The 26,687-nt window shown below is 42.4% G+C and carries 23 protein-coding genes; 13 read left to right on the top strand and 10 right to left on the bottom strand.

From position 1 onward, the window contains the following. Nucleotides 1-246 precede the first annotated feature (246 nt). Complete coding sequence (locus SporoP8_RS10870) at nucleotides 247-1,581, bottom strand: alkaline phosphatase (RefSeq protein WP_085133618.1); 1,335 nt, start codon at nucleotides 1,579-1,581, stop codon at nucleotides 247-249. Between the two features lie 232 nt (nucleotides 1,582-1,813). On the opposite strand from SporoP8_RS10870, the gene SporoP8_RS10865 reads away from it, so the two are divergent. After that, nucleotides 1,814-3,043 carry a Fic family protein gene (locus SporoP8_RS10865; RefSeq protein ID WP_085132510.1) on the top strand — a complete coding sequence of 410 codons (1,230 nt, stop codon included), beginning with the start codon at nucleotides 1,814-1,816 and terminating at the stop codon, nucleotides 3,041-3,043. 88 nt (nucleotides 3,044-3,131) lie between these two features. Here SporoP8_RS10865 and SporoP8_RS10860 read toward each other — a convergent pair whose 3' ends face one another. Further along, on the bottom strand, nucleotides 3,132-4,052 hold the full coding sequence (locus SporoP8_RS10860) for a DMT family transporter (protein WP_085132509.1): 921 nt from the start codon (nucleotides 4,050-4,052) through the stop codon (nucleotides 3,132-3,134). Nucleotides 4,053-4,219: 167 nt separating this feature from the next. Here SporoP8_RS10860 and SporoP8_RS10855 point away from each other — a divergent pair, with 167 nt between their 5' ends. Both SporoP8_RS10855 and rpoN read left to right on the top strand, forming a co-directional pair. Next, nucleotides 4,220-4,645: a DUF1284 domain-containing protein gene (locus tag SporoP8_RS10855; RefSeq protein WP_085132508.1), complete on the top strand. Its 426-nt coding sequence runs from the start codon at nucleotides 4,220-4,222 to the stop codon at nucleotides 4,643-4,645. A gap of 117 nt (nucleotides 4,646-4,762) precedes the next feature. After that, a complete protein-coding gene (gene rpoN / locus SporoP8_RS10850) occupies nucleotides 4,763-6,037 on the top strand; it encodes an RNA polymerase factor sigma-54 (protein WP_085133617.1) in 1,275 nt (424 codons plus the stop codon). Here the strand turns inward: rpoN and SporoP8_RS10845 are convergent. From SporoP8_RS10845 to SporoP8_RS10825, 5 genes are all read right to left on the bottom strand, one after another. Then, complete coding sequence (locus tag SporoP8_RS10845; RefSeq protein ID WP_085132507.1) at nucleotides 6,032-7,378, bottom strand: sigma-54 interaction domain-containing protein; 1,347 nt, start codon at nucleotides 7,376-7,378, stop codon at nucleotides 6,032-6,034. The two genes, rpoN and SporoP8_RS10845, sit on opposite strands and share 6 nt — an antisense overlap. A gap of 114 nt (nucleotides 7,379-7,492) precedes the next feature. Continuing rightward, a complete protein-coding gene (locus SporoP8_RS10840; protein WP_085132506.1) occupies nucleotides 7,493-8,692 on the bottom strand; it encodes an acetyl-CoA C-acyltransferase in 1,200 nt (399 codons plus the stop codon). Between the two features lie 17 nt (nucleotides 8,693-8,709). Then, nucleotides 8,710-10,440 carry a class I adenylate-forming enzyme family protein gene (locus SporoP8_RS10835; protein ID WP_085132505.1) on the bottom strand — a complete coding sequence of 577 codons (1,731 nt, stop codon included), beginning with the start codon at nucleotides 10,438-10,440 and terminating at the stop codon, nucleotides 8,710-8,712. A gap of 29 nt (nucleotides 10,441-10,469) precedes the next feature. Further along, the gene (locus SporoP8_RS10830) at nucleotides 10,470-11,900 is read right to left on the bottom strand and encodes a carotenoid oxygenase family protein (RefSeq protein ID WP_085132504.1); all 1,431 of its coding nucleotides are present in this window, start codon (nucleotides 11,898-11,900) and stop codon (nucleotides 10,470-10,472) included. Beyond that, entirely contained in the window at nucleotides 11,897-12,889 is a 993-nt protein-coding gene (locus SporoP8_RS10825; protein ID WP_085132503.1) for an NAD(P)H-dependent flavin oxidoreductase, read from the bottom strand. Before SporoP8_RS10825 ends, SporoP8_RS10830 begins: the two co-directional genes overlap by 4 nt. A 269-nt stretch (nucleotides 12,890-13,158) precedes the next feature. Between SporoP8_RS10825 and SporoP8_RS10820 the strand changes: the two genes are divergently transcribed. The 3 genes from SporoP8_RS10820 to SporoP8_RS10810 are packed head-to-tail and all read left to right on the top strand — an operon-like array spanning nucleotide 13,159 to nucleotide 14,849. Continuing rightward, complete coding sequence (locus SporoP8_RS10820; RefSeq protein ID WP_085132502.1) at nucleotides 13,159-13,464, top strand: muconolactone Delta-isomerase family protein; 306 nt, start codon at nucleotides 13,159-13,161, stop codon at nucleotides 13,462-13,464. A 21-nt stretch (nucleotides 13,465-13,485) separates the two neighbouring features. Continuing rightward, nucleotides 13,486-14,397 carry an alpha/beta hydrolase gene (locus SporoP8_RS10815; RefSeq protein WP_085132501.1) on the top strand — a complete coding sequence of 304 codons (912 nt, stop codon included), beginning with the start codon at nucleotides 13,486-13,488 and terminating at the stop codon, nucleotides 14,395-14,397. Continuing rightward, on the top strand, nucleotides 14,394-14,849 hold the full coding sequence (locus SporoP8_RS10810) for an acyl-CoA thioesterase (protein WP_085132500.1): 456 nt from the start codon (nucleotides 14,394-14,396) through the stop codon (nucleotides 14,847-14,849). Before SporoP8_RS10815 ends, SporoP8_RS10810 begins: the two co-directional genes overlap by 4 nt. Before the next feature lie 77 nt (nucleotides 14,850-14,926). On the opposite strand, the gene SporoP8_RS10805 is transcribed toward SporoP8_RS10810, so the two are convergent. Both SporoP8_RS10805 and SporoP8_RS10800 read right to left on the bottom strand, forming a co-directional pair. After that, nucleotides 14,927-15,193 (bottom strand): DUF5839 family protein, encoded by a 267-nt coding sequence (locus SporoP8_RS10805; protein ID WP_085132499.1) that lies wholly within the window; start codon nucleotides 15,191-15,193, stop codon nucleotides 14,927-14,929. 190 nt (nucleotides 15,194-15,383) lie between these two features. Next, the gene (locus tag SporoP8_RS10800; protein WP_085132498.1) at nucleotides 15,384-16,637 is read right to left on the bottom strand and encodes an S-layer homology domain-containing protein; all 1,254 of its coding nucleotides are present in this window, start codon (nucleotides 16,635-16,637) and stop codon (nucleotides 15,384-15,386) included. A 515-nt stretch (nucleotides 16,638-17,152) separates the two neighbouring features. Here SporoP8_RS10800 and tatA point away from each other — a divergent pair. The 5 genes from tatA to SporoP8_RS10770 all read left to right on the top strand — a co-directional run bounded on the left by tatA (nucleotide 17,153) and on the right by SporoP8_RS10770 (nucleotide 22,100). Then, nucleotides 17,153-17,377, top strand: coding sequence for a twin-arginine translocase TatA/TatE family subunit (gene tatA, locus SporoP8_RS10795; RefSeq protein ID WP_085132497.1), 225 nt, complete (start codon nucleotides 17,153-17,155; stop codon nucleotides 17,375-17,377). Nucleotides 17,378-17,389: 12 nt separating this feature from the next. Beyond that, on the top strand, nucleotides 17,390-18,295 hold the full coding sequence (gene tatC / locus SporoP8_RS10790; protein WP_085132496.1) for a twin-arginine translocase subunit TatC: 906 nt from the start codon (nucleotides 17,390-17,392) through the stop codon (nucleotides 18,293-18,295). A gap of 806 nt (nucleotides 18,296-19,101) precedes the next feature. Then, a complete protein-coding gene (locus SporoP8_RS10780) occupies nucleotides 19,102-20,055 on the top strand; it encodes an agmatinase family protein (RefSeq protein WP_085132494.1) in 954 nt (317 codons plus the stop codon). Nucleotides 20,056-20,162: 107 nt separating this feature from the next. Then, nucleotides 20,163-20,798 (top strand): helix-turn-helix transcriptional regulator, encoded by a 636-nt coding sequence (locus SporoP8_RS10775; protein ID WP_085132493.1) that lies wholly within the window; start codon nucleotides 20,163-20,165, stop codon nucleotides 20,796-20,798. A gap of 51 nt (nucleotides 20,799-20,849) precedes the next feature. Then, nucleotides 20,850-22,100 carry an Nramp family divalent metal transporter gene (locus tag SporoP8_RS10770; RefSeq protein WP_085132492.1) on the top strand — a complete coding sequence of 417 codons (1,251 nt, stop codon included), beginning with the start codon at nucleotides 20,850-20,852 and terminating at the stop codon, nucleotides 22,098-22,100. Nucleotides 22,101-22,369: 269 nt separating this feature from the next. On the opposite strand, the gene SporoP8_RS10765 is transcribed toward SporoP8_RS10770, so the two are convergent. Next, nucleotides 22,370-23,605 (bottom strand): S-layer homology domain-containing protein, encoded by a 1,236-nt coding sequence (locus SporoP8_RS10765; RefSeq protein ID WP_085132491.1) that lies wholly within the window; start codon nucleotides 23,603-23,605, stop codon nucleotides 22,370-22,372. 292 nt (nucleotides 23,606-23,897) lie between these two features. On the opposite strand from SporoP8_RS10765, the gene SporoP8_RS10760 reads away from it, so the two are divergent. Together SporoP8_RS10760 and SporoP8_RS10755 are read left to right on the top strand one after the other, a co-directional pair. Then, nucleotides 23,898-24,677: a gluconate 2-dehydrogenase subunit 3 family protein gene (locus SporoP8_RS10760; protein WP_232319139.1), complete on the top strand. Its 780-nt coding sequence runs from the start codon at nucleotides 23,898-23,900 to the stop codon at nucleotides 24,675-24,677. Between the two features lie 17 nt (nucleotides 24,678-24,694). Further along, on the top strand, nucleotides 24,695-26,455 hold the full coding sequence (locus SporoP8_RS10755) for a GMC family oxidoreductase (protein ID WP_085132490.1): 1,761 nt from the start codon (nucleotides 24,695-24,697) through the stop codon (nucleotides 26,453-26,455). Nucleotides 26,456-26,687: the final 232 nt, after the last annotated feature.

Here is a 26,687-nt window from a genome sequence, read left to right as displayed (position 1 = left end):
TGTAGATTATAAGCATAGGTAGAGAATTAGTATTTTTTATATTTTTATTCTTTATCTAACAGGAATTTTCATAACATATCTATATCATTTTTCTGCTACTTCCGTTCTTTCATATACGTTTCAATTTTATTGCACGATGTATCATAGCAATTAACGAATTGAAATTTCAATTAATCACAAGTAAACGCCTACCCATCTTTACGATAGGAAGGCGTTTTTCCTTCATGTATACTGTAGGATATAGCCTCACTTCTCACCCGCAATAATATCAAATATAATATCCGCATGATCCGTATTATCTAACAGTCCTGTAAAACGCTCTTTGGATGGTCCATAGGCATAAACCGGTACGTCTTCACCTGTATGTCCACTAGTTGTCCAACCCGTATACGAACGTTTATCGATGATTTGCTTGATCGCTGTTTCGATAGCACTTGCCTCTGTACCTGCTGCTTGAATTGCTTCTATTTCCTTCTTTTCTAATGGCAAACTTTCTTGATCGATGTAGCGTTCCAATGTCTGTCCTACCTCGTTACCATTCGCGATTTCTTGTGCAATGAAAGCAGGTGTACGTTTCACGGCTTTGATGACATCGGCAGACCAGTTATAGACGCCATCCGCTCCTATGGAAAATCCGCCAGTTGAGTGATCCGCCGTTGCAACGACCAATGTGTGGGGATCGTTTTTCGCAAACTCGATAGCTGCCTTGAATGCTTTCTCGAAGTCTTCCATTTCACTCATCGCACCGACCACATCATTGTCATGTCCTGCCCAATCGACTTGGCTTCCTTCTACCATGAGGAAAAATCCGTCTTCATTTTTCTTCAATCGGTCAATCGCTGCTTCTGTCATTTCTTCCAGTGAAGGAGTTTCTGCCGAACGGTCAATCATTTTTGACATGCCGCCATCTGCGAACAATCCTAGTATTTTATCATGCTTATTGTTCAATAATTCTTCTTTTGTTGTGACATATCCATATCCATCCAATTCGAATGAATGCGCATGGCTCAAATCTTCTCTGACGAAGTGTTTTTTCCCACCGCCTAGAAGGACATCGATGGTATGCTCGCCATTGATGCGTTCATTGTAATAATCATCGGCGATTTCGTCCATATTCTTTCGACTTTCATTATGGGCACCGTAAGCGGCGGGAGTGGCATGTGTAATTTCAGAAGTGGCGACAAGGCCTGTCGACTTCCCTGCTTCTTTTGCCGCTTCAAGGACCGTTTGCACGCGCTCTTTCTTTTTATCGACCGCAATGGCGTTATTGTATGTTTTGACACCGGACGACATAGCCGTTGCTGAAGATGCTGAATCGGTGATCGACTCCTCATCATCATCAGGATAGGTCATTTGTTGACCGACCAAATATTTATCGAACGCTGTTAACTCGATCTCAGGAGTTTTCGGATCATCTTTAAAGTAACGATAAGCGGATGTGTAGGAACTTCCCATGCCATCCCCAATCAAGAATATGACGTTCTTGATTTCTGTAGCGTCTTCCTTTTTCACTTCGTTAGCTGAACTCGTTGAATTATTCCCTGTCCAGATGGCACCGCCAATTAAAGCAGCGGATAGCATGACTACGGGCACGACTGTCTTCTTCAACAATAAACAACCTCCTGTATTTGTAATCAACTATTACTCTACCGGAAGATTATTAATATACGGAGAAGGCTGTGTAAAGGTTTGGTATGGAAACATTTAACTTCCTCCTATAACAGCCTTTTTATATAAACTTGTCTATATACCATTATAAATGTATACTAATTTAAAAAAGTGCATATATTTGAATTAGGGAGGTGTTTGTATCATGACTTACGAAAAATTGAGTACGCTTTTTTATAAATTGAATCCGGATTCTTTTGAAGAAGAATATTTGAAGCGAATCACGGGCTATGGAAGTATGAACACACTATTACCTATTCGTGCATTCAGGAAAGGCAGGCTAGATCGAGAGCATTTTGAACTGTTCTATGTCATGACGCCTGAACTTATTAAACTGAACAATGAAGCCCTTTTGAATAGTGGTAAAATCCTATCATTAGTTAGTAAATTGCCTGCATTTGCAGCAGAACCTTACTTCCAGCGCTTGATTATTAATGACGCCCAAAGTAATAATGAAATCGAAGGTATTCGCAGCACAAAGAAAGAACTGAGTCATGTGCTACAACGCCTACAAGAACCGAATCCAAAAATGAAGCGTTTTATGGGTATGATGAAAACCTATATGCATATTGAAGATATTGGGCCTTTTCGAGCTCTAGAGGATTTCCGGACGCTTTACGATCATTTGGTTTCTGATGAAATTTCTACGAAGGATGCGCCAGATGGTCGTCTGTTTAGAAAAGACGAAGTGGAAGTGACTGATGGCTCAAGAATTACACATGTCGGCTTGCAAACAGAGGCAAAAATTGAAGAAGCTCTCTTTCATCTCATTCAGTTCTTACAAGATGATACGCATCCAGAGTTGTTCCGATATTTGATAGCACATTATTACTATGAATATATCCATCCTTTTTATGATGGTAACGGTCGAACAGGTAGACTATTGGTCGGTAGTTACCTTGCCAACTATCTGGAACGCTACTCAGCAGTAACTTTCTCTTACGCTATTAATAAAGACAAAGCGAAGTATTATCAGGCTTTAGAAGAAGTTCCTTCTCCTATGAATAAAGGAGAATTGACATTTTATTTAAAAAGTATGCTGGAGTTATTGATTGCTGGACAACATAATATATTAGAAGATTTATCCATTAACGAAGCAAAACTAGTTCGTATACAACAATTCTTGACTCATGATTCTAGGGAATTAAGAAAAGAAGAGCAAGAGATTCTTTTTTACTTACTAGTATTGACCGTTTTTGGTTCCAACGAAGATATATTGGTCAGCCGCCTCATTACCCTCTCTGGCTATTCACGGTACAAGGTCAAGCAGGCTCTCGATAAAATGGAAGAGGAAGGCATCGTCTCACTACAACAACTTCGTCCAATTTCATATAGTCTGACTTCTGATTTTCTATATGACACATTAAAAATTTAAAAGAAATTTAATATCTATCCGTACAAATGACCGCTAGTTTCCCGTCGTTAAACTAGCGGATTATATTTATCATTTCACCATCTACTACCTACCCAACAGGCGGTACCGGTTTATTCCGATTCCTTATAAACATCTCCAAAGAACCTGAGCCGAAGAGGACGCCTGCGACAATAAATACCAACCCAATAAAGTGAGCGGGATAAATGGATTCTCCTAAAAATATACTCGCGCCTATCAGTGCGAAAAATGTATTGAAGTTCAAAAAGATTGAAGCGCGTGCTGCACCGATTGTTTGAATGGCAGAATTATATGCCATGTGACCAACAGCGGTCGCGATCAGAGCCGAGAATAGGAATACGCTCCAGACAGTTGGGGTTCCTTTACTTAATTCGGCAAAACCACCTGGTTCTTTTATCAGTGCAATGATGACTAAAATGACGGAACCGATTAACAGCATGTATCCTGTCAATAGCCGCGCATCCATTGTGCTGGACGCTTTTTTAATTAGCATAAAACTAATGGCTTGAGATAAGATCGATAAGAAGATTTCGACATCTCCAAATGACAGTTCTCCTACTTTTCCACTGCCTCCAAGTACGACGATACTGACCCCTATTCCACCGAACAGAAAGCCCAAAGCCCGTACGCCGGTGACTTTTTCTTTCAAAATAAAAACAGCTAACGTCGCGGTCAATAGCGGACCAAGCCCTAGTATTAATCCCCCGTTAGCGGCACTCGTTCTTGATAGTCCTTCCGCTAGAAAATAATGATGCATCACGACGTTGGTTGCGGCGCCGCCGACGATATATAGCCATTCCCTATTTCTAGGCAAGCGAATTTTCTTCAGAAAAAACAAAATGACAAACACTAGAACGGCAGCGGACATAATACGCATCGACGTCATAGTAATCGGATCGAAATAGGTCACAAGATATTTGAGAGCGGATACGTTAATTCCCCATGTCAACATAACGAGCACCAATGTAATAAGTACTTTTATATCTTTCATCGTCCACTAGCCCTCTTTACAAATTATTTTCGTATGGGGCTAATTATAAAAGGTACATCCACAAAGTCAATGTTCCCAAACTCGCACTTCCCTCCTGCATACGATTATGTGTATACTGAATAATAAAATTGGTTAACTATTATACAGTTCAGAAAAGGTGGGTTTCTATGATCAAACTACGTGGGCACCATATCTTTTGTTTGCTCGGGTACCGTGGAATGGGCTATTCAGCAGAGTACACGGAAAATATGACGAAAATTCATGATGTGTTACGGGAACGGCCTGACACGTTGATTCAAATCATAAAAGGCCCGGATTATTTATGTGCAAAGTTTCCTCAAGGGCAACCGTATCATTGTCAAGATGACGGAATTTATGAACGCGACGCGGTGATTTTACATAAGCTCGGATTGAAAGTCAGTGATGTGCTACCTTGGCGCGAAGTCGAGCGAAGGATTCGGCTACATGTCGTGCCCGAAGATATTGTCGTAGTGTGCGAGACGTGCTCTTGGCGTTCGTATGGGTTTTGCCAGGAAGGTGTCGACGATGTGGTGGAGTCGAGAGGATTACGGCAAGTTCTTCAGGAAAAATAAACTTCTCAGAACAATAGCCCAAGTCGAAAGTGCATGATATGATAAACACATAGAAATGAAAGCGTATTCATATACTTTCATCATGTACTTTATTATAAGGAGGAGATTTCGTTGAATATGTCTCTCCAACAAAAACAAGAACTCAGTTTACGGATGACGACTGAACTCCGTCAAGCAATCGAGCTATTACAACTATCGACCTATGATCTGGAGCTATATATACGAGAAAAAGAGTTAGAAAATCCCGTGATTGAGATACAAGAAGCTGAACCAATGGATTCATTCCAAGAACGACAGCCCCTAAACTACACAAGTCAGGAAACAGATTCTACAGAATGGGTGAAGCAGCAAGACGTCAGTAAACGTGACCAAATGCTTCGACAAGTCGAGTTCGATTTCCACGATGTCAAGACGAAGCAATTACTTAAGACGTTGATTCATAGTTTGGATGATCACGGCTATTTATGCGCAGATGCGCACGCTATAGAAAATGTAGAGGCCGGTATTGAATTACTACAGCAAATCGGTCCGCCCGGCATAGGTGCTCGGACGCTGCAGGAGTGTTTGTTGCTTCAAGTTAGAAGCTGCGAAGAGTGTCCCGAGTTAATCGAAACGTTCATATCGGAGTATTTGCCTTATGTGGCCGAACGTAAATGGCAACAGATCGCCAATGGTATGAATATTACGATGGCACACGTAAACGAACTGCATGAATTTCTGCTGACGCTACATCCGAGACCTTGTCCAGAACTCGGTCACAATGAAACAGAATTCATGATGCCTGACGTGATCGTTGAGGAAAAACACGGGAAGTTGTCATTTCATTTGAACGACCGGGACCTTCCGAAAATCGGACTGCGCAAAGAGTATGTATCTTCTCTTACAGGTACATCCGATCTGTCTTCCTATTTGCGCGACTATCATAAACAAGCGCAATGGTTACTAACAAGTATCGAACAGCGGCGCAATACGATCATTCGCATCGTGACGGATCTTCTCGAAAAACAAGACGCATTTTTCCGCTATGGAAAGAAAGCTTTGCAGCCCATGACAATGAAAGAAGTGGCAGATAGTATTGAGATGCATGAGTCGACTATTAGCCGTACCGTTTCCAATAAAGTAATCCAAACGCCTGCCGGAACGTTCGAAATGCGCTCTTTATTCACATCCAAACTAGCTGCACAGGATGGCGACAATGTATCTCAATCCGCTGTGAAAGCATCGATCCAGTCACTGATTGCGAAAGAAGATAAACGGAAGCCGTTATCCGATCAAAAGATTGTGGATTTGCTATTGAAAGAACAAGGAATCACGATTTCGCGCAGGACGGTCAGCAAGTATCGGGATGAACTCCACATTCTGTCGTCTAGTAAACGGAAATCGATTTTATAAGCCGTACTTCTTCATCTTCTTCACTACTGCGGATTGGCTGATGCCAAGCACTTGAGCCACTTTCCGCGTAGTACGGAAGGTCTGCAGTTTCTCCAGTATGATTTTCTTTTCAATTTCTTCAAGTGTCGCTTTCAAAGAATAATTCTCGCTCAAATCAGGCTGGTCGATGATGAAGGGTAAACTACTCCAGCTGATTTCGTCTTGTTCAGCTGTGACGACGAGGCGTTCAATCATGTTCTCCATTTCACGGATATTGCCTGGCCATTCGTATTGATGTAGCAATTCAACGAGTCCAGGTTGGAAGTAATGCTCGAGTCCATATTTACGATTTGTCCGGTTCAATACTAGATGAGCCAGTTGCTGAATGTCTTCGGGACGTTCTCGCAGTGGTGGGATATGAATTGGGATGATATTGAGTCGATAATAAAGATCTTCGCGGAAGTCTCCTTTTTCAATAAGTTCTTGTAAGTTTTTATTTGTAGCAGAAACAATGCGCACATCGATTTTAATGTCTTTTGTGCCACCGATTCTCCGGATTTCGAATTCTTGCAGGACCCGCAGGAGTTTCACTTGCAAATCCATCGGCATGTCCCCGATTTCATCTAGGAATACGGTACCACCATTCGCGGCTTCGAATAACCCTGCTTTCCCTTGTTGGTTAGCACCGGTGAACGCACCTTTCTCATAGCCAAACAGTTCTGATTCCAGTAAATCACGCGGTATAGCGGCACAGTTGATTTTGATGAAAGGAAGATCGGCCCTTGCGCTGTTTTCATGAATCAGCTTCACTACGACTTCTTTTCCGACACCCGACTCCCCTAAGATCAGTATAGAAGAGTCCACCTTAGCAACTCGTGCAGCTAATTGCACGACTTGTTTCATTTTAGGACTAGCCGAGATCACATCGTCCGAATGAACACCTGCAACATCTATAGATGAGACTTTAGGCGTAACGCTTTGATGTTTTCTTCGCAACGCTATAGATAGTAGAACGTCCAATTTCAAATTGTTTAACTCGGATATATCTCGCACATTTAAGACGACATACTGAAGTTCACCTTCGGAAGTAAGTACAGGATTGCCTGTCACAAGCACTTCCAGACCTTGTATACTGATGACATCAGTGACAGGCTTCTTCGTTTGGATAATACGATTCGTAATTGATTTGGAGATATAGCCCTTTTCAATGGCATTCTTTGTCGTTTCCCCTACGAATTTCTCTTTAGTGAATCCCGTAATACGCTGCCCCGCTTGATTGATCGCCAGTCCTTTCCCTTCATGATCGAACACACAAATCCCATCGAAATTATGCTGAAATGCCTTTTCGTATATACTTTCCATGCCATTCACCCCATACTCGCCGTTTGAGTTGTTTTCGAATCAACAGCTTTCTTACTATTCTAACATAAAAAAAGAAAGGATTCTTCAGCAGAAGAACCCTCTCTCATTTCTATTCTATATTCTTTCCACGACGATGGCAGTTCCCACTCCGCCACCGCCACTAATCGCAACGAGTCCATACTTCCCGTCTATCCTATCGAGTTCATCCAAAATCGTTGCAAGCAACATACCGCCTGTTCCGCCGAGCGCATGCCCCATCGAAATTGCGCCGCCATTGACGTTTATTTTCGTTGAATCAATCTTTTCATCCCGAATAAGTTTCAGAACCGTTGCCGCAAATGCTTCATTGTATTCAATCAAGTCCATCTCATTGAAACTTAAACCAGTTTGCGCCAGCACTTTATGACTCGCTGCCTGTCCACCTGTTAATAAGTATGGACTGGCCGATGTATTCGCTACTCCCACAATGCGAGCACGTGGTTTCATACCGAGTGCTTCACCCGACTTTTCATTCGCAACGACAAGCAACGCCGCTCCGTCTGCGAGTGAAGGTGAGTTTCCCGGATGGTGCATATGCTCAATCGCTTCAAGCTTCGGAAACGCTTCATAGATCTGCTCTTCCGCTGGTCCAACTCCCCATTTGATGAATGATGGCGTCAGTCCAGCAAGACTATCGACCGTACTTTCACGGATTAGCTCATCGTTAGCAAGTAATAACGTACCTTCTTCGTCATAAACCGGTACGATGGACGAATCAAAATAACCATAATCCCTTGCATAGGCTGCGCGTTCTTGCGACTGTACCGCATATTCATCAAGCTCTTCCCTTGTGAATCCTTCAAGGGAAGCGATAATATCAGCAGATACCCCCATCTGGACAAACCCCGTTTTCTTACTGACGTCAGGATCCGAAAACCATGCACCTTTATCCGACAACATTGGAACACGGGAGACGGATTCTACGCCGCCTGCTAGTACAACTTGCTCGAATCCCGCCTGTACTTTTGCCGCTGCCATACCAACAGCGTCCAGGCCAGAAGCACAAAACCGATTGATCGTTACGCCACCTACCGTTTCAGGTAATCTGGCATAGAGTGCGGAAATCTTCGCAAGATCCGCACCTTGATCTTTCACCTGCGTCACACAGCCGAGCACAAAATCTTCAATCAGAGCCTTATCGAATGAATGACGCTCCTCCAGTGCGTGAATCAGCGTGGAAATTAGTTGGATAGGTGGTACTGATGCCAATGCACCCGATTCTTTGCCTGCTCCTCTTGGCGTACGAATTGCATCGTAAATATATGCTTGCGTCATTTCTTCCACTCCTTCGGTCAAGCTTCTTGGCGTTCTTCCGCCGAATCCATTACAAGTTGCTTCAAGTGAAACTTCATAATCTTTCCAACCGGATTACGTGGCAACTCTTCGAGGAAGTGGATATACTCAGGAATTTTATAAATTGCATAATCATGGGCTTTAAAGTACTGGATAATTTCTTCAATTGTTAGTGTTTCATCTGCATTTTTTAGTACTACACAAGCACAAGCTTTTTCTCCCATAAGCTTGTCAGGCAAACCTACGATTGAAACGTCTGCCACTTTGGGGTGTGATTGTAACAGGTACTCTACTTCTCCAGGGCTGATATTGACACCACCACGAATGATAATTTCCTTCGTGCGGCCGACAAAACGATAAAATTTCGCTTCCCCATCTTTTTCGATGATTTCAAATAAATCACCTGTACAGAAGAATCCGTCTTCATCGAAGATTTCATGGTTTAGGTCTTCCTGTCTCCAATAACCTGGGAACACACTTGCTCCTTTAATACGCATCTCGCCAGGCATACCTGTTTTTGTGATTGTTTTACCGGTTTCAGTGTCTACGATCTTGCTTTCGAAGTAGTGAGCAATTCTAGTCGTCCATTCAAGCCCCCGCACTCCTAATCGGGGGAAATAGTTGGCGCGTTGTTCTGCATCTGGAATATCCCGTGGATCACTAATGAATGTTGCACCTTCATTTGAGCCGAAGTAGTTGATAATCGATATGCCGAACTTTTCATTCCAACCTTTGACCATCCAAGGTGACAATGGTGTAGAACCCGAGCCGATTGCACGCATCGATGAAAAGTCCGTTGACTTGAGGATGTCTTCATTATTAAGCATTGTATTTAACAATGCAGGTGGAGCTAAAGTATAAGTCGCTCGCTCTGTTGCAATCTGCTTAAGGAAAGTTGGCAGATCGAACGGGTGATGCATGATCAGTGTGCAATTTTTTAATAACCACGGTACGAACATGCCTGCAATTCCTGCCATGTTCACCATCGGGAATGTATTCAGTAGTACTTCATCTTCTGTGAATGCACCTGCATCAACAGAGGCATAAGCCGAAATAATCCATTCGTTTTGTGTACGCGGAACTCCTTTTGGTGTACCTTCCGTTCCTGATGTCCAACAGATTGTGAAGATGTCATTCGCTGTATTCTTTATACTGGCGCAAATTTCATTCGCCAGTTGGACGTCTTCATGTGACATGTCCAAGTCATCAAGTGAAACTGCATCTTCCGGTAGATTATCTCCCCATGCAAAAATCGTATGGAGTGAAGATACCTCTTGCTTTACATCAACAAAATCCTTCGCTGTGTCATGTTTCAGAATATGGGTCATCGTGATGACCGCCTTTGCCTCCGTGAAGTTCAAGAGGGTACGATATTCATGCTTTCTATATTGCACAGGAAACGGTGTAGCAATGGCACCGATACGTAAAATCGCTAAGTATGTCAATAGCATTTCAACAGTGTTCGGCAACTGAATTCCAATAATATCGTCTTTGCGAATACCATTTTTCAATAAGAAGGCTGATAACTTTTCAACTTTTCCTTGTAGTTGTCCATATGTGAAACGCTGAGGCGCGCCCGAACAGATTGCTTCTCTATTGAGTGGATCCACCGCAGCAAGTGCAGTCGGTTTATTACGAACGTTCTCCAAGAATAAGTCGTACAGTGTTTTCGTTCCCCAATATCCCTTAGCTGTATATTCATCAATCTTTTTCTGATCTGCTAGTATCATCTTTCCGCCTCCTTGTTTTCAATACGCTTTTATGCTTCTGAACCATAGAAGTTTTCACCTGAAATCCAAGTTGCATGGAAGCCCATAGGCACGCGGTGTGGTAATGCGATGCGTGCGACTGGCCCATTGCCAAACTGTTGGCCGTCCAAGATAACGAGTTCTGATTTATCAGTCAACACATTATGTGTATAGCACACGACATACCCTTCGTCTTCAGATCCCGCATTCTTCTTAGGCGCGAACGCTGCTTCAGATCCGTAGAAGTGATCGTCGAACATATATTTTTCATTTTGCCCTGTCCAAGTATCGTATTTTACTAAGCCGGTAAACTGTAACGTCTTCGCTTTATCGATATTAACGTTATAAGAATAACGACCTTTACGTCCCATATAATTAAGATTAATTACAGGAAACTCGGTATTCATATCGTCAAGCAAACCTTCCTTTACTTGACCTGTCTTTAAGTTCAAACGCCAGTAATGAAGTTTGGCATCGAGTTGAAGAAACTGCATCATGCGCTCGATATCACTTTCTGTAGAACGTTTCGGCGGCTCTGGCTGATCAACACGGCAGCCAACAAGTACAATTTCGTCGCCTTCTTCCCATGCGTTGATGGAATGATAGATATAGCATGGATCTGCTTCAAACCAGCGAATATCATTGGAATTCCCGTGACGTGGAATAACGCCAAAACGGCTCGGAATATTTGAATGGAATTCCACTTTATATCGCCCCTTCGCCAGTGCTTCCGTATTCGCGAATAATGGCAAATCCATTAAAACGGAATAATTTTCAGTGATCCACATATCATGCGGATTACGTGGTCCTGGTAGGTCGATTGGTACGCTGTGTACGTCTTTCCCATCAGCCGATACAACACCATACATCATATATGGATACGAGATTCCATAATCGAAAAATATAAATTCTCCTGTATTCTCATCTACTTTAGAGTGCGCAGAGACGTTTACCTTTAATTGATCATTGAAGTTTTCTACTCCAACTGTTTCAAGTGTTTTTGCATCGATCCGATAAGGCTCCCCTGATTTATACCAAAGGCTCAAGAGATTATCATTGTGGAAAACAATGTCCGTGTTAGATGTGTTTTTCAGACGTTCAAAAGAAGGATTATTTTTAGGATTGTCCCGAAGTCCCACCCATTCCGACTTTTTTGTCCCATCCTCGTATTCATACCCCTTTGTATGAACGTAGCGATTACGGTAGCTCACTTTACCATCCTTAAAGTAGACAGCGTGCAACATGCCATCTCCATCAAACCAATGATGACGGCCAGTTGGCTCATATTTGGGGTTCGGGCCGTTTCTGACGTATACCCCACTAAAGTCTGCTGGTATTTCACCTTCGATTACCGGTAGTTCTTCCACGAATAGTTCTTCTTCAGTTGGCGCATATAACGCGTCTTGCAAGTATGGGTTCACTTCCGTTTGCATATTTGTCATTTAACTTCCTCCTTTACTATGCTCCATGGATTGTTGTCGATGAGTTGTTGTTGCGCTTGTTCGTACTCTCTATGCAACTGCTTAATAATGTCCGCTGCCGACTGTATATGTGTAATGGATTCAATTCCATGGCCAGCTGACCAAATATTTTTCCAAGCTTTCGTTCCCGCTTGCGGGTCGCTGAAGTCAATTTGCGCTTTTGGCACCAAATTGTCTGGATCAAGTCCTGCGCGTTCGATACTCGGGCGCAACATATTGGCATGAACCCCAGTGAAAGCATCTGTCATTAGAATATCGTCATAGTCAGAGTCCACCACCATATCCTTATATTCCGATTGCGCCATACTTTCTTTTGCTGAAATGAAAGATGTCCCCATGTACGCAAGATCTGCCCCAAGCGACTGCGTAGCAAGAATGCCATTGCCTGTAGAGATACCTCCAGCCAAAATGATGATGCCATCAAAGAATTGTCGAACCGCTTCTACAAATGCAAAGCTATTCATCCTCCCTGTATGTCCTCCTGCACCTGAACTGACAAGAATTAATCCATCGACGCCTGTACCGGCAGCTTTCTTTGCAAATTTTACGGAATTAACATCCGCAAACACGAGGCCATCATAGGAATGGACTGCTTCTATAACAGTCAATGGACTACCAAGTGCAGTAATAACGATTGGCGGCTGATAGCGTTTGATCAATTCCACTTCTTCATCTAATCGGATATACGTGCGATGCGTCACCATATTAAGTGCCCACGGTGCTGTTTTACCGATTGCGCTATGTTCTTTTAATGAAGTGGTTATATGGATCATCCATTCTTCTAGTTGCTCGATTGTTCTCGCATTTGGCGCTGGAAACGAACCGATGACACCATTTGTACAGCATGCAGTAACAAGTTCTGGACTCGACACAAGAAACATTGGAGCGGCTATGATAGGTAATACCGCATTATCTGAAAGCGTTTTCAAAACTCGTTGTTTATTATTCATTTAAATCCCCCTATGAAATAGTTTTACTACGTGCTGTGCTTATGTATATTGCAAGTACCGTGCCAACTTGGAAAATACGTAGGTATCGATTTATCTTCATTTTTTCGATTCGAAAAGTAATCAAACCAAGAGAATGATGAGTGTAATAGTAATCAGAATATTGGATCTAGGACAAATTGAACCTATCAGTACGCGGAAGCAGATGTTGGTATGAAACTTGCAAAGTATGTAGAAGAGATAGTGGACAAATAGAAAGGTGGAAATATCTTATGTTATTTTATATTCGAGCATCCGTGCAGCAAAAAGAGTTATCTACTGATGAGTTATGGGCTCTATGGGAGAAAGAAATCTCTGTTGGCCGCAAAGCACTTGAAACCGGGAAAATTGTTAGCGCATACAAAGTGGCTGGACGTAAAGAAGTGATTTTAATTTATGATGCAGACTCGCATGATGAGCTCGATCGCGTATTCACAGCGCAACTTCCATTGGCTGATTATCTGACAGTAGTAGAAATGACACCGATTCGTCCATATGTAGATTTCGGTGACGATGTAGCAAAACGTTGGAAACATTGATAATAGAAGGAGTTGACCGGAATGAAAGCAGAGCATATTACATTTACGAGTGAAGGCACGAATTGTAGTGGCTTATTATATAAACCTCAAGGCACAGGTCCATATCCTGCAGTGGTCATGGCACATGGCTTCAGTTTAGTAAAAGAAGTGTTTTTGCCTCAGTATGCCAAGAGATTTGCTGAAGCCGGGCTTGCGGTATTAGCATTTGATTACCGAAATTTTGGAGAAAGCGAAGGTGACAATCGCCAGCACATGGATCCCGCAATGCAGATTGAGGATTACCGCAACGCGATTTCGTATATGGCATCTCAGGACTTCATTGACGGAAACAGAATCGGGATTTGGGGTAGTTCATACAGTGGCGGACATGTACTGCAAGTAGGTGCGATGGATTGCCGCGTTAAAGCAATCGTTTCGCAAGTACCTACTATCCGTGGAATACTTGGCATGGAAAATAAAATGGGCAAGGAAAACATCGAAATTTACACTCAACATCTAGCTGATTACCGTCAGGCACGTTACGAAGGTGCACCGGTCGAATACATCAAAGTTGTCAGTGAAGACGGCAAAAACTGCGCACAAACCCATCATGAGGCCTTTGAATGGTTTACGAAAAAAGCGCAAAAAATGGCACACACATGGGAAAATCGTTTGACGCTTGAATCAATGGAGAAATATATGGAGTATCATCCTGCATCGAATGCCGACTTGATCTCCCCTACTCCATTATTGATGGTCGTAGCGATAGAAGACGGCATTACACCTGCTACCCCTGCCATTGAAATCTTCAATGAGAAAATCAGCGAACCGAAGAAACTGGTCGAGTTGCCAAAAGGTCATTTCGATTTATACGACGGCGACACATTCGAACGTGCACAACAAGAAGCAGCGGATTGGTTCGTGGAACATTTAGGAAAGGAGCTAAGCCAATGAGCGCAGATTACATTACACCTAACATGGAAGAATGGGTTGAGAAGTTCACGTTCGAAAGCTATTGCAAAGTGCGTGTATGTGAAACTGATCTCTATGCGCATGTTAACAATACGAGCTACGGTCCTTATTTCGAACAAGGGCGTGCCGATTACCTGGAAGAACTCGGGTTCTACAAAGAAAAACTCATGTTTGTCGTCGGGGACTTGTACTTCCGTTTCCACAGCGAAGCTTACGCGCGCGAAGAACTCGTCATCAAAGTACGTACGTCCCGCTTTGGTACAAAATCATTCACAATGGAAAGCGTCATTCAACGCAAAGCCACAGGTGATGTGATTGCAACAAATTGGACGACACTCATTATCATGGATAACGAAACGAAAAAATCAATTGTGATTCCCGAGTGGGTCAAGCAACGGATCCAAGACTATGAAAATACGTTGCAACTTTCCTGATTATCATTCTATGGATAAAAACAGCTCATCACCAGTCGAAACTAGACAGGAATAAGCTGTTTTTTCTTTCTCTATACTTATTTCTCTGGTGCCCGCTCCAAAATCTTGATCACACGTTTGTATCTTTTTTGTGTTTCTTCAAATTCTTCGCGATATACATCCATTACTAGAACAGGCTTGGGACCCAATTTCGTACGCACGGGGACGATATCTCCTTTTTGAATCGGTTCTTCCCTTATCTTTTTCGATATATGCCAAGTAAAGAATTTCTCTGTGTTGAGTTTTAAAACCCCGTCTTCATTTCCAAGTACATGAAGCGCTTTAATCGTATTATTCGTATCCATGCAGTCATTCTACTCCTTTGTCAAACGTCATATACTGTGGGTCTAGCATAAATTCATGCTATTGGATGAATGAAATTCATAAGACTTTCCACGATCGCTCTTTGAAAGTGGGTCGATTTATTAGGTACGATAGGAATTCACACAAAAAACGTGCAATCCATCCTAATCGGTGGTTTGCACGTTTCTTTATTCAATTCACAAACGATGTGAAGCCATCCGAAGAGTTGAATTTCACTTTGAAGCGTCCATAATCAGAATCCAAGTTGAATGTATATTGGTCAAATGTGTACTTGGCGTCTGTTACCGGATCTAATTCGACTTGCTGGGTAGTTGTGATATATTTAGCTACAATATTTTTATGGCCATATGTTGCATACTCGGCTTCCAATATTTTTTTGGCTTCATTGATCGTCAGCTGGAAGTTCTTCGTACCAACCTTCGTATACTTTAATGAATTCATCTTCCATTTGCTGTCTTGTTTTTTAAATTGATACGCTACATAACCGCCAACAGAATAACCATTTTGGAATTCCACTGTGTTTACATTCAGTGTATTGGAATCGGGTTGTGTAAACTCGAACCGTACTATTGGCTCATTATTAATATATGGCAAGACGTTAGAGTAGCAGTCCTCGCATTTAGGATTGAAGTAACCTTTCAGATCGCCATCCACAAACGCTTTTGTCGCACTCATACGTAGAGTAGACTCAATGTCCGAATACTTCCACTGATTCATCCGCGCATCGCGCATAGTCTTCTCCAGTTCAAACGTTCTGCGATTGACGAGATCCCATGCTTTGCCTTTTGTTACTTTATCAGTCGCCGGACGAGCTTCCTTCACCTTGATGGCTGCGTATAAGAACTGTGCATAGTGCGCACGCGTTACAGATTCATTCGGCATAAATTCACCACTAGAATAACCGCTCGCAACACCACTAGCTTTTAGCGCGTTGGCATGGGTATAGCCCCAATGTTCAATATACACATCATAAAATGAATTTTGTTTCGTCATATACAAATCAAATGCGATATCCAATACTTTCGCCATTTGAATCCGTGTAATCGGTGCTTCCGGATTGAAGTAGCCATCTGTTCCGCCACTGAAAATGCCAGCTGCGGTCAATTTCATGATGGAGGCATAGTATGGATGATTTTTCGGTACATCATAATACGTCACTGCAGTTGTCGCTTGTGGTAATTTCAGTGCTTGGTCCAGTAACTTCGCCACGTGTTTACGCGAGATGTGTTCCTGCGGTCGGAACGTGCCGTCTGGATAGCCCCCTATAAAGCCTTTATCCTGTAAATACTGGATCGCTTCATAGTTCGGGTGATTTTTCGACACGTCCTTGAATTCTGTTGTTGCGGCTTGCGTAGAACTGAATGATACAAATGAAAGCATAACGAGCAATACGGTCCAAACGAAAATCCGACTAGGCTTGTTCATAATCTTTCCTCCTCAGTAAATTATTTTGTCGGCTGTAGGTTACTTGTTATTATTATTCTACCAACTTTCAAATGATTCGTATATATTTATTTTCTAAATATTGCAAATATTTTAGAGCTTGGTTTATTTTAATTTTTCATCATGGTGAAAACGACATTTGACCTATCGTCAGAAGTCTGTTAGCATGAAAAGATTGTTATCCTTTCGACAAACTTCGATTATGTTTAATGAAACGTCATGGGATTTATCATGCTACAATGAATACGTTCTTAGTTCCGAATCTCCCGGTAAAACAATTTAACATGTTACTGAGGATTATTTCGACTATAACGGTCTAGACTTCATTAACGTACAAAACTTATTTGTTGTGAGAGTGAGGAATTTCGCTCATAATAGTGGATACAACCCTACTGCAATAGTCGGTGCACTTGCCTATCGTACTGCGGAAGGCATTCAGAAATACCAGTAACAAGTTGGATCTTTCGTATAAATGAAGCAGAAAGGATGGATGGATCATGAATATAGCAGCAATCGGTGTACCTGGGCTCATTATTATCCTTGTGATTATTTTGATTCTTTTCGGACCTCGTAAATTGCCTGAAGTCGGCTCAGCAGTCGGTAAAACTTTAGCAGAATTCAAAAAAGCTACTAAAGATATTATGGGCGATGATGAAGAGAAAGAAAAAACAACTGTTACTCCTGCCAAAACGATTGAAACTGATAAAAATGATATTAAATAAGTAGGTGAAAAGATGGATCCGTATAGTGATCAAAACCGGAAAAACCAAAGCCCATTAGACAAAAAAGCAAATGATGAAGAAACCGCCCTGCCCGATCACTCTGCGGAGACTTCTTCCACTGAACGGGCTGTACCAGAAGAACTAAAACCAGAACCACAACCAGAAGAACCAAGAATGCCTCCTAAACAACCTGACGATGAAAAGACTGATGCAGATCCTGCGTTAATCGAGCATCTCACGGATCTTCGGAAGCAGCTCATCAAAAGTGTCGTCGTGTTTTTGATTTTCTTCATTGCCGTATTCAGCACGATTAATCTATGGTTCCCATACGTTACGCGGGGCTATAAGCTGATCGTTTTGAGTCCGCTTGAGGTCATTTCATTTTATACGACGATTTCCGCTGCGATGGCATTTGGTTTGTCCGTCCCGTTCGTCTGTCATTTCCTCTGGCAGTTCGTCAAACCGGGTCTGACGCAGAAAGAAGGACGTTTCCTAAGTCTCTACTCCCCTGCCATTCTGCTCTTGTTCGTCGGTGGTCTGGCATTCGGGTACTATGTAGTCAATCCACTGAGCTATAACTTTTTAGTGAAGCTCGGTAAAATGAATTTTGATGTCATGATCACGGCAAAAGAATACGCACGTTTCTTATTAATGACCACGATGCCGATCGGTTTGCTCTTTGAGCTTCCAATCGTCGCACTATTCCTTTCCACTATCGGTATTCTGACATCTGAAACTATGAAAAAAGTGAGAAAGTGGTCGTACGTGATTCTCGCTGTAGTGTCCGCATTGATCACACCTCCTGATTTCTTGAGTCAGTTGATCATTCTCATTCCAATGATTGCTTTGTATGAAGCCAGTATTTTCATTGTCATGAAAACTGAGAAACGACTAGTACCAGATGCAGAAGCATCATAATGAATAAGAAAAAGCGTTCCACTTTTAAAGTGGGACGCTTTTTTCTTGCGGAAATATACATGAAGAAAGCAACCGCGCTCATACATCCAGGCAAGCGCTCTATGTTGCCCGATATTCGCTCTATACGCCACGTCAAACGCTCTATCGAAGCCCGGATTCGCTCTATACACCACGCTAGCCGCTCTAGCCAAACCCAGATTCGCTCTATACGCCTCGCCAGCCGCTCTAGCCAAACCCAGATTCGCTCTATACACCCCGCCAGCCGCTCTAGCCAAACCTAGATTCGCTCTATACACCACGCTAGCCGCTCTATCGAAGCCCAGATTCGCTCTATACGCCACGCCAGCCGCCCTATCGAAACTCAGATTCGCTCTATACACCTCGCCAGCCGCTCTATCGAAACTCGGATTCGCTCTATACGCCACGCTAGCCGCTCTAGCCAAACCCAGATTCGCTCTATACGCCTCGCCAGCCGCTCTAGCCAAACCCAGATTCGCTCTATACACCCCGCCAGCCGCTCTAGCCAAACCCAGATTCGCTCTATACACCTCGCCAGCCGCTCTATCAAAACCCAGATTCGCTCTACACACCACGCCAACCGCTCTATCAAAACCCAGATTCGCTCTATATACCACGTCAAGCGCTCTATACACCACGCCAACCGCTCATACTTCACTCTTCCAAGCTCTTTAAAACCACGGATCCTCACACAGCAATTTTAATTTATTTAAAACTATTTGACAATTAGTCCACTTAGATTTATTATTAGTAAAAGTTCTTTAAAAAAATTAAAGGTGGTTATTAATATGACAGAGATGATTTATGGCAATACTCCATGTATGTTGGGGGCTAAAAATATATCAGCAACAAAAGACTTTTCGGATGTAGACGTTATTGTATACGGAGTTCCTTGGGAAGGCGCGGTTACATGGGGAGATTACACAGGCTGCGAACTCGGGCCAAAAGTCATGCGCTTATGTTCTGCACGCTACTCGGGTTACCTTCCTGAAATCAATGACATGGATGTTTTCGAAAATGTCACACTAGGTGATGTGGGAGATATCGACATCGTGGCTGCTGATGTCGACGAAACGATGAAGCGAATTACCGATTTCACTTCGGAATTATGGAAAACAGGCAAGTTCGTCATCGGTCTTGGCGGCGATCATGGTATTACGTACCCGATCGTGAAAGCGATTGCAGAGCAGGATAAAAAAGTGGGAATCATTCATATGGATGCTCACTATGACAACCTTCCATCTCACAACGGTGACCAGTTCGCTCGTTGTAGCCCATTTGCTCGTTTATATGAACAAGAAGGTGTGCGCAACGAAAGTATTATCCATACAGGTATCCACGGCCCACGCAATAAACCTGAAAGCGGACGCAATGCGAAAGCAGCTGGCGCAGTGACCATTACGATCAATGAAATCCGTGACCGTAAAGATTTAAAAGAGATGGCTAGAGAAATTTATGCACAAGCTTCAAAAGACGTAGATTGCGTGTACTTGACGATTTGTAGTGATGTATTGGACTTCGCATTCAATCCAGGTGGTCCAGTAGATGGAAATGGCTTAACTTCTTATGAATTACTGACATTGGTACATGAAATTTGTAAATTAGGCGTAATCGGTATGGATTTCGTGGAAATTTATCCGCAACAAGATCCTAATCAATTTTCTGCTCACTTTGCGTCTACTCTGATCCTGTATGCACTAGCAGGAAATATCCTTCATCATCAGCAAAAAGAAGGAAAATGAGCTACTACTTCTCAGACTACTAAACCTTTCGATTGATAATAGTCGATTTTTCCTTCTTGGTATAGGAAAATAAGGAAGAGTATTTAATCTGAGGAGTGTTAGAAGCTATGAAACAAAACCAATTGATTTTCGATTCTTATATACGAATGGCTGATGCCATATATAGTGTGTTCAATGTGAACTGTGAAGTTGTAATTCATGATGTGACGAAAGTAGAATCCTCTTTAATTTATTTAAAAGGAGATGTCACGGGCAGAGCGGTTGGAGCCCCTACTACGGAAGTCATTTTGAAGGAATTGAAGAAGAAGCACGAGGATATTAAAGATTTGAATGGCATCATCACGAATACGACGCGTGGGAAGATTATTAAGACTTCCATTGTATTCATTAGAGATTTGGATGGCAAAGTGATTGGTTTCCTTGGGATCAATTTGGATATCACGGAAATCAATCGTCTACAGCAAGTGATCGAAGAAATGATTCGACCTGACACAAGCTATGATGGACAGCATTTCGATGAAACGTATGCGACGCATATTGATGAAGTGTTCGACAATATTACGAAAAGCACTATCGTGGAGCTTGGAATAGATGTTGAAAACTTGCAACGAAAAGATCGTATTACGTTTGTTCGACAGCTGGAAAGTAAAGGAATTTTTCTAATTCAAGGATCTGCTGATCGAATTGCGGATTTATTAGGAGTATCCAAACAAACCATTTATAACTCACTCGAGGAAAAGTGACTTTTCTTTTCCTCGCCTATTCAGTGAGGACAATTAGGGGAGGAAAAGAAGATGGTCGCTAACGTACCCGTTACACAGCAAGCTAAGAAAAAAGGGTTACTTTCAAAGATAAAATCGATGGGGCCGGGAGCCATTATTACTGCTTCCTTCATAGGTCCGGGTACTGTCACTACCGCCACTCGCGCAGGTGCTGGATTTGGTTACGCCATTCTATGGGCAGTAGTCTTCTCTATTATCGCAACTATTGTTCTTCAGGAAATGTCTGCACGACTTGGTGTTGTTTCAAAAAAGGGATTGGGTGAAGCGATACATGACCAATTCAAACAACCTTTACTGAAATTTGCTTCTATATGGCTCGTCATTATATCGATCGGCGTTGGCTGTGCTGCATATATTTCAGGTGATTTGATGGGAACGTCCCTTGGCGTCTCTACATTGACGAATATTCCAGCACACATTGTAAGCCCTTTCATTGGCGTGGCGATCCTAATCTTGGGGTTGTCGGGCAGTTATAAATTAATCGAAAAATTAATGATTTTCCTCGTCATCGTCATGAGTGTGACGTTCATTACGACAATGATTGTTGTAAAACCTGATATTGGCGCGGTATTTGCCGGGGCATTCATCCCAAGCATACCGACCGGCTCGATCATTATTATTATCGCATTGGTCGGAACAACAGTCGTCCCGTATAACTTCTTCATCCACTCTTCTATGGTGCAGGAACGCTGGACTCAGGTAAGTGATTTGAAAGAAGCAAGATGGGATACGATCATTTCAATTTGTGTGGGTGGATTAATTACCGCGGCCGTTTTGATCACAGCAGCGTCCACGATGATGGGCATGGAAGTGACGAGTGTAGCTGACCTTTCTGTCCAATTAGAGCCTTTATTCGGTTCATGGGCGAAAGTATTTATCGCGATAGGCATTTTTGCAGCTGGTTTCTCATCCGCTATCGCAAGTCCACTTGGTGCAGCAGTCGCAATCAGCAGTGTCTTAAAGTGGGAAGGCGGAATGAAAAATAAAAAGTTCAAAATGGTATTCTCCGGTGTGATCGTCATCGGGATTATCACATCCGCCATTGGCTTCAGTCCACTCGATGTATTGCTGGCGGCACAAGCATTGAATGGTATTTTACTTCCGATTGTGGCGGTATACTTGTTTGTAATCATGAATAATAAACAATTACTCGGAGATCAACGCAACTCTACTTTCCTCAATATCATTGGAGCGATCGTCATCTTAATCGCGATTTTCCTTGGTGGATATAGTTTGGTTGATGCAATTCAAGTATACTTGTAACACTAGTTGCATAAGGAAAAGCGTTCCACTTTTATGGTGGAACGCTTTTTCATGTATCTGAGGGGTTTCTATTTCATTATCCGCTCATTACATACTGAAAAGCGCTCTATACTGTTGCTTATCCGCTCTATCGAGTCGCGTTAACGCTCTATCACGCCCCACGACCGCTCTATGCATCCGTACATCCGCTCTATCCACTTCATTATCCGCTCTAAAAAGCGCTCTGCCAAAACGGCTGAGCGCTAGTATGGTTAGGTTATGACTACTTACTAGTAAGCCAAGCCATCGTCTGAATTCACAAGCACTGTATCTCGGCCATCTTTCGTGTCTACAGTAAATTTATACTCTGTAAATGGATATTTTTCTTTCGTGACAGGATCTTCACCCGTCTTTTTCGCTTGTGAAACGTACGTTATTTTAACATTTGAAGAATACGCATAATTCAATTTCACAACACGCTCTGCTTCAGCTTTAGTCAGTTCAAAATTCTTTTTCCCTACTTCTGTCCAATCAAAGTGATCCATCTTCCAACTACCCGATTCTTTCTTAAACGCGTAGTCAACAAAACCGCCACCCGTTAGTTGGTTGCTAAATGAAACGGTTTGGATACGAAGTGTATTGGCGTCTGGCTGTTTATAGTCGAAACGCATGGAAGGTTCAATTGTTAAATACGGGAATAAAAACGAATCACACTGTGTACAGACGCTCGGATAATCTTCTTTCAGCAAGCCATCCACAAAAGCTTTTGTAGCGTAAGGTAGCTGCTTTGATCGAAGCTGATTATACGTTTGATTATCCATTTTCCCTTGGATGCGAATCCCTTCAATGACAATAGGTAAGCGCATAGTTAGATCTACCGCTTTTTCTTTCGTTACACTAGTACCTGAAGGTGATTTCCCCACTTTCATCGCACGATACAAAAACTCTGCATAGTGCGCACGTGTAACAGGCTGATTCGGAAGAAACTTCCCTTTATCTCCTTTAGTAACGCCATTGGAATACAATGCACTCGCATGTACATATCCCCAGTGCAAGAAGTGAAGATCTTCAAACTGTGTCGGTTCCTTTATATTGAACTCAAATGCCAAATCTAGCATCTTTGCCATCTGAATTCTTGTGATAGACGCATTCGGATTGAACTTCCCGTCCATTCCACCACTGATAATCCCCTTGTTGTATAACTTCATAATTGGCTTATAATACATATGGTTTTTCGGCACGTCCGTAAAGACCAGTTTATCGGTAGGCGGTTGCGGGAACTTCAACACTTGATCAAGTAAAGATGCCACGTGCTTACGACTGACCGGTTCACTTGGACGGAATGTTCCGTCTGGATAGCCATTAATATAACCCGCTTTCTGCATTTCTTGAATCGCGGTGTAGTTTGGATGCTTCTTCGATACATCCTTAAATTCTTTCGCAGACGCTTCATTGAAATCTGCAAAAACAAGCGATAGAGTCAGTACCAATGCTGTCCATACTAGAACTCGTAAAGTAGTCTTCATACACTTTCACTCCTTTGTTAGGTAGTAATGTTCTACTCTCATAGTATCAATAACTCTTCTGAAAGTATAGGAACATTTGTATAATAAAGGAAGCAATTTATACTCCAATAATTCGTAATGCCAATATTTACTGACATCAACTGGTCACCGATTATGGATGACCATTTACACTTTTCACTCTTTACAGCTATTAAACTCCCAGATGCATTGACATATAACACTTTATTAGATAGAATTGCCAGATTATCTATTTAATATTAAAATTGTTTTCAACAAACTAGGAGGATGGAAAATGGCCGATAAAAAAGATATGAAACCTGGTAAGTCTAGTGCCAAACAAGCACCAGATGCAAGTCGCCGTCAATTTATGAAAAATTCCGGTTTGGTTGTTGGAGGAGTCGCAGGTGGTTCATTACTTGGCGGATTACTGACTAACCAATTTAAATCCGATAAAAGCGCGCCCGTAAAAACGGAAGATCAAAAGGTCGAGTTGACAGAAGCGCGTATGTTCTTTGAGAGATACGAAGATTTTGTCGTTCTAGAACAAGCAACTGAACGTATTTTACCGAAAGACGATAATGGTCCCGGTGCGATTGAATTGGGCGTTCCTTACTTTATCGATAAACAAATGGCTGGATCATGGGGCATCAATGGGACGGATTACAGACAAGGTCCATTTTTAAAAAATGATCCACCAGTCGATCAAACGAGTCTGAACAGAGGCCAAGTGATCATTACGGGCATTAGAAAAATGAATGAAGAAAGTAAAAATCGTTTTGATGTAACATTTGATAAAGCAGAAGAAGAGCAGCAAATTGAAATTTTACAAGACTTTGAAAGCTCTAAAGTAAAACTTCGTGGTGTAAATGCAGGTAGTATGTTCCAGTTACTTCGTGAATTAACAATGGAAGGTGCCTATTCCGATCCATTATATGGCGGTAACCGCAATATGGCTGGTTGGAAAATGCAGGAGTTCCCAGGCGCTGTGCCTTCCTACGCTGATATTATCGAAAAAGAGGAATTCGTTAAAAGAGATCCAATGAGTCTAACAAGTTATCAACAAAAATCATAATTTAAGGGGTTACTTACATGGCTGAAAAATTAGATAAAGTCGACGTAGTCGTCGTTGGAAGTGGTTGGGCTGGAGGTATAGCCGCTGCTGAACTAAGTAAAGCGGGTTATAAAGTAGTCTGTTTGGAGCGAGGTAAAGAAAGATCGACAAAAGATTTCGTCGGATCAAAAGATGAACTTCGTTATACAAAGCGTCATGAATTGGCTCAGGACTTAACGAAACAAACTATGACTTTCAGAAATAATGTGGGTGAAGACGCTATTCCCATGCGCAAACATAATGGCTATCCAATCTACGATGAAGGTACAGGCGGCACGTCCGTACACTGGTCAGGTTGGTCTTACCGTTGGCTTCCATTTGACTTTGAAATTCGTAGTAAAATTATTGAAAAGTACGGTGAAGAGCGCATCCCTAAAGATATGATCGTTCAAGACTGGGGCGTTACATATGATGATATGGAACCTTACTATGATAAGTGGGAGAAAACAGCTGGAATTTCTGGTGAAGTGAATCCTCTAGGACCTCCACGTTCTGACGAGTATCCGAATCCACCAATGAAAGAATCTCCTGCTATTCGGTTATTCGCGGATGCTACAAAGAAACTAGGCTATCATCCATTCCGCATGCCGGCTGCAACCGTCTCGCAACAATATGTAAATCCAGATGGCGAAACTATCAATGCGTGTGTATTTTGTGCATTTTGTTCCATGTACGGTTGTGACTTTGCCGCTAAAGCAGACCCGATCGTAACGGTTCTTAAAACGGCACAAAAGACAGGAAACTTTGAAATTCGTAACAATGCACATGTAAAACGAATTCTACATGACGGCAAAAAAGCAACGGGCGTATTGTATGTCGATCCTCTTACACTGGAAGAATTCGAACAACCTGCAGATTTGGTTGTGTCGGCTGCATTTTTCTCAGGAAACAATCGCTTAATGATGTTATCCGGAATCGGAGAGCAATACAATCCTGAAACTGGTAAAGGAGTCATCGGTAAAAACTTCACTTCCCATTACACAGGAATCGGTGGAAATGCAGCGACTGCCTATTTTGAAGATAAGAAATTCAACACATTTGCGGGAGCCGGCGCACTAGGTTGTGTAATTGATGATTTCAATGGAGACCATATCGATAATACCGATACAGACTTCCTTCATGGATTCAACATCAGTATTTTCCAAGATGGAGCTGCGGCCATTGCGAATAACCGTGTTCCACAAGGCACGCCTTATTGGGGTAAAGAGTTTAAAGAAAAATCCGTTCATTATGCGCACCGTTATTTAAATATTGGTGGTATGCAAGGCACTATGCCGTATACGCACAATTATTTGGACTTGGATCCAACGTATAAAGACGTCTACGGCGATCCTCTTCTTAGAATAACAGCTAAATTTACGGATCAAGAACGCAATATGGCAAAAATGATTGCTGAAAAATGTGCAGAAATCGCTGAAGAAATGGGTGCGGATATTATCGATACTCCACCTGTAGCAGACGATGTGGAAATGACTTCATCGAGCGTCAATACACATGCGGCAGGCGGTGTGATTATGGGTGTAGATCCAGAAACGTCGGCTGTTAACACGTATTCACAAGTTTGGGGAATGGAAAACGTATTTGTGGTCGGTGGATCTTCATTCCCGCACTTTGGTAACTCCAATCCAACTGAAACCATTGGTGCATTTGCTTACCGTGCTGCAGAAGGTATGATTAAATATCTTAAGGGCGATGGCGGTTTACTAGTTGAAAGTAAGACAAGTAAAGAAACGGTTTAATAATAGGAAAAAGGCTGGGACATAACTATAAAATAGTCCGCTCCCCTGCGCTCCAAAAGGCACGCTTTCCGCGGGGCGCGCTTGAGCCTCCTCGTCGCTGACGCTCCTGTGGGGTCTCAACATTCGCGCTAGATCCCGCAGAAGTCGGCCTTTTTCCGCTCCGGTACACTACTGTATCTCAAAAGTTACTCTTATAAATACGTAGTCAAAAAATGCATGAAGGAGAAGATCC

Source organism: Sporosarcina ureae (genome assembly GCF_002101375.1).
Taxonomy (GTDB): Bacteria; Bacillota; Bacilli; order Bacillales_A; family Planococcaceae; genus Sporosarcina; species Sporosarcina ureae_B.
This window is presented reverse-complemented; position numbering and strand designations above follow the sequence as displayed.

Coding starts and splice junctions, on each gene's coding strand:
- SporoP8_RS10870 (WP_085133618.1), bottom strand. CDS start 1,581: ATGCTATCCGCTGCTTTAATTGGCGGTGCCATCTGGACAGGGAATAAT.
- SporoP8_RS10865 (WP_085132510.1), top strand. CDS start 1,814: ATGACTTACGAAAAATTGAGTACGCTTTTTTATAAATTGAATCCGGAT.
- SporoP8_RS10860 (WP_085132509.1), bottom strand. CDS start 4,052: ATGAAAGATATAAAAGTACTTATTACATTGGTGCTCGTTATGTTGACA.
- SporoP8_RS10855 (WP_085132508.1), top strand. CDS start 4,220: ATGATCAAACTACGTGGGCACCATATCTTTTGTTTGCTCGGGTACCGT.
- rpoN (WP_085133617.1), top strand. CDS start 4,763: ATGTCTCTCCAACAAAAACAAGAACTCAGTTTACGGATGACGACTGAA.
- SporoP8_RS10845 (WP_085132507.1), bottom strand. CDS start 7,378: ATGGAAAGTATATACGAAAAGGCATTTCAGCATAATTTCGATGGGATT.
- SporoP8_RS10840 (WP_085132506.1), bottom strand. CDS start 8,692: ATGACGCAAGCATATATTTACGATGCAATTCGTACGCCAAGAGGAGCA.
- SporoP8_RS10835 (WP_085132505.1), bottom strand. CDS start 10,440: ATGATACTAGCAGATCAGAAAAAGATTGATGAATATACAGCTAAGGGA.
- SporoP8_RS10830 (WP_085132504.1), bottom strand. CDS start 11,900: ATGACAAATATGCAAACGGAAGTGAACCCATACTTGCAAGACGCGTTA.
- SporoP8_RS10825 (WP_085132503.1), bottom strand. CDS start 12,889: ATGAATAATAAACAACGAGTTTTGAAAACGCTTTCAGATAATGCGGTA.
- SporoP8_RS10820 (WP_085132502.1), top strand. CDS start 13,159: ATGTTATTTTATATTCGAGCATCCGTGCAGCAAAAAGAGTTATCTACT.
- SporoP8_RS10815 (WP_085132501.1), top strand. CDS start 13,486: ATGAAAGCAGAGCATATTACATTTACGAGTGAAGGCACGAATTGTAGT.
- SporoP8_RS10810 (WP_085132500.1), top strand. CDS start 14,394: ATGAGCGCAGATTACATTACACCTAACATGGAAGAATGGGTTGAGAAG.
- SporoP8_RS10805 (WP_085132499.1), bottom strand. CDS start 15,193: ATGGATACGAATAATACGATTAAAGCGCTTCATGTACTTGGAAATGAA.
- SporoP8_RS10800 (WP_085132498.1), bottom strand. CDS start 16,637: ATGAACAAGCCTAGTCGGATTTTCGTTTGGACCGTATTGCTCGTTATG.
- tatA (WP_085132497.1), top strand. CDS start 17,153: ATGAATATAGCAGCAATCGGTGTACCTGGGCTCATTATTATCCTTGTG.
- tatC (WP_085132496.1), top strand. CDS start 17,390: ATGGATCCGTATAGTGATCAAAACCGGAAAAACCAAAGCCCATTAGAC.
- SporoP8_RS10780 (WP_085132494.1), top strand. CDS start 19,102: ATGACAGAGATGATTTATGGCAATACTCCATGTATGTTGGGGGCTAAA.
- SporoP8_RS10775 (WP_085132493.1), top strand. CDS start 20,163: ATGAAACAAAACCAATTGATTTTCGATTCTTATATACGAATGGCTGAT.
- SporoP8_RS10770 (WP_085132492.1), top strand. CDS start 20,850: ATGGTCGCTAACGTACCCGTTACACAGCAAGCTAAGAAAAAAGGGTTA.
- SporoP8_RS10765 (WP_085132491.1), bottom strand. CDS start 23,605: ATGAAGACTACTTTACGAGTTCTAGTATGGACAGCATTGGTACTGACT.
- SporoP8_RS10760 (WP_232319139.1), top strand. CDS start 23,898: ATGGCCGATAAAAAAGATATGAAACCTGGTAAGTCTAGTGCCAAACAA.
- SporoP8_RS10755 (WP_085132490.1), top strand. CDS start 24,695: ATGGCTGAAAAATTAGATAAAGTCGACGTAGTCGTCGTTGGAAGTGGT.